This is a genomic window from Anabaena sp. AL93 (assembly GCF_001672085.1).
Classification (GTDB): Bacteria; Cyanobacteriota; Cyanobacteriia; order Cyanobacteriales; family Nostocaceae; genus Dolichospermum; species Dolichospermum heterosporum.
In genome coordinates this window covers 1-2,837 of record NZ_LJOU01000192.1, presented here as the reverse complement: position 1 = coordinate 2,837, position 2,837 = coordinate 1, and the positions used below count along the sequence as shown (strand labels likewise).

Annotated in this window: 3 protein-coding genes and 1 pseudogene; all 4 read right to left on the bottom strand. The window is 39.7% G+C overall.

Annotation, left to right across the window (positions count from 1 at the left end):
• The coding region (gene gvpJ / locus AN486_RS26330; RefSeq protein ID WP_290603029.1) for a gas vesicle protein at positions 1-450 on the bottom strand (450 nt) is incomplete at its 3' end.
• Positions 451-654: 204 nt separating this feature from the next.
• Positions 655-1,662 carry a gas vesicle protein GvpN gene (gene gvpN / locus AN486_RS26325; RefSeq protein WP_290603028.1) on the bottom strand — a complete coding sequence of 336 codons (1,008 nt, stop codon included), beginning with the start codon at positions 1,660-1,662 and terminating at the stop codon, positions 655-657.
• A gap of 297 nt (positions 1,663-1,959) precedes the next feature.
• Entirely contained in the window at positions 1,960-2,541 is a 582-nt protein-coding gene (gvpC, locus tag AN486_RS26320) for a gas vesicle protein GvpC (RefSeq protein ID WP_053538585.1), read from the bottom strand.
• Positions 2,542-2,730: 189 nt separating this feature from the next.
• Positions 2,731-2,837: pseudogene (locus AN486_RS26315) on the bottom strand (gas vesicle synthesis protein GvpA); the annotation flags it as partial.

Here is a 2,837-nt window from a genome sequence, read left to right as displayed (position 1 = left end):
GGATTGAGCCTGAAAATCTAGAACTTCAATTGGTGTATCTACAGGTGATGGAATTTTTGTACTGGTTTGATACAAATCATCTTTAACATCTGCTGCTAAGGGGCTTTCCTCTTTCACACTAGAAGATGTCAGTGCATTTAGCTTTGCCTCTAGACTCTCTAGACGATGCTGAAGTTGTTGATTTTCTTCAACCAAACGTTGAGCCTTAGTGCTGAGATAAGGATCGCTTTCCCACCAATTGATGCCCATTTCCTTGGCTTTATCCACAGAGGAAATTAACAAGCGAATCCGAATATGTACAAGTTCGGTGGATGCGATAGATACAGAAATATCGCCAGCAATCACAATGCCCTTATCTAAAACCCTTTCGAGAATGTCCGCTAAAGTCGAACCTTGGGTAGATGTGTTAATAGTTCGACTTGAGTTAGTCTGAGGACGTGTTGGCAGCATTGGGGTAGAAGTCAGAAATAATTCAACTCTTGAATGGTATAGGACTCATATCTGATTTTACAGACTAAAAATTCCTGCTCTAAAGAAAACAAAGCATTGATTATTATTTGGCAAAAATTAACTTTTTTTGCATCAAGTAGTGACTCGCCCGCATTGATCGCATCACCTCCCGGTCGGGTAGGTGAGAGGCTTCTACTTTCTAAGCTAATTTGGTTGACCAGCTAATTGTTGGGATAAAAATTGGGAATTGTCAATCAGAAAATCATTGTCTCCTGTGACTCTATTATTTAATATTTCCAGTTCTTCGGCTGAGAATTTCTCTAGTAACTCCAAGAAAATGTTTGTGGATTCGCTCATAGATAAATGAGAGCGGTTGAACAGAATATCTATAGCAATATCTGGAAAATCTAAACTTTCTGTTGTCACCGGAATATTATTATCAGCACAGACCTTAGCAATCATTAAACAAGACCGTAAGCCGGAAGTTTTCTCCGCGCCGGTAGCTACACGAAATGACTTAACTAACCGCACGATGAAGTTAGCAGATTCTCGATCTATATTTGTTTTCTGAATTAATATCTCTGTTTGAGTGATTTCATCTGGTTCTGGCATACTAATAGTTACCAATCTATCCATCAAAGCATCTTGGGTTGAGTGAACTCCCGCATACTCTTCTGGATTCGATGTAAAAATCACCCGAAATTGAGGATTAACACTCAAGTATTCTGGCTGATTGCTGCTAGGAGGAAGACTAAGAATTTTTTCTTCTAATGCTGACAGCAGGACGTTATTAACTTCAGGTCGTGAACGGTTAAATTCATCATAAACTAAGGTGAAACCTTCACGACAAGCTAAGGTTAATCGGGAATCAACCCAATTTTGCTTAAATTCGTCCTCGAGTTTAACAACACTATGGATATAGTTGTCTAGTACCTTTTTGTGAGTGTAACCAGATTCACTACCAATCAGGTCCGAACTCTTAAACTGGTCATCTCCAAACAGTAACATGACTGGTCTGTCCAGACAGTTAGCCAAGTGCATGGCTAGGGTTGTTTTCCCTGTGCCGGCTGGTCCGCGTAAGTGAACAGGAAACCCCGATTTGAGATAACGTAGCGCCCGAATTGCGACTCGCTCGATAGCAGGTGTGACGACAAACTGCCCTGGACGAAGACGAAGAACGGCTCTTTTATGATTAACCTGGGTAGTAGTCATAATTTAAAGATGGTAAAAAAGTTTATGTTTGTGCGGATATTATTGCCAAACTTGGGTTTGTATATGAAGCACGAAGCCTAGTTTAATAAGAGTATCAACGTTAATGCTAGACAGATTTTCTATGTTAACGAATACGGAGTATAAATATAGACAACCGAAGCTTCACGCCAAGATTCATTGTTGTTGAATTTTATTAATCGCCCCCTTGTCTTACCAGTCTTGCAACTGGAATATCAGGGGGTTTTATTATGTAGCCCCATTGTCCAACAAATGGACTACAGGTAATGAGAGTATTTATTAACCAAAGATACTCACAAACAAATCCTGACGGAATTTCAGGAGAGATTCCTTCTGTTCCTTAGCTTGAGCAGTTCTTGCGTCGGCTGTTGCTGATAAAAACTGCTGACTTGTTTCTTGAAGTTCTTTGTGGAATGCTAACAGTTCTTGAGCTTGTTTTTCAGCTTGAGCAATTCTGGCTTGGGCTGTTGCTGATAAAAACTGCTGACTTGTTTCCCGAACTTCTTGATAAAATGCTAACAGTTCTTGAGCTTGTTTTTCAGCTTGAGCAATTCTGGCTTGGGCTGTTTCTGATAAAAACTGCTGACTTGTTTCTTGAAGTTCTTTGTGGAATGCTAACAGTTCTTGAGCTTGTTTTTCAGCTTGAGCAATTCTGGCTTGGGCTGTTTCTGATAAAAACTGCTGACTTGTTTCCTGAAGATCCTTGTAGAATGCTTGCAGTTCTTGAGCTTGTTTTTCAGCTTGCTCTTGTCTTTTCGCTGTCGTGACGGACAAGAATTCTCTGGTCTCAAGAGATAGTTCAGCCACTTTCTCTGCTATTGACTGATGTTCTTGCCGGATTTTTGCCATTAAAGAAATCATGAAGTTCTCCAAAAAATAGTAAATTAGCCCAGACCTAACAGAAATTGCTTCTCCAGGTACTACATTATAAGGATTCGTACTTTTTTGTAATATCCTTTGAGAAGCGTTGATTTCCAAATATCTAGATAATTAAAAAAAGCAGAACCAATATCAGGATTAATTAATCCTGATATTATGGAGCTTGCTTAATTAAGCAGGTACTGCTGCTGATTGGGTTAAACCAACTGCTTCAGCATACTTCAAGTAGGTTTCAACGGAAGCGATAACGATCCGAGCTTCGATTGCTAGTAATTCGA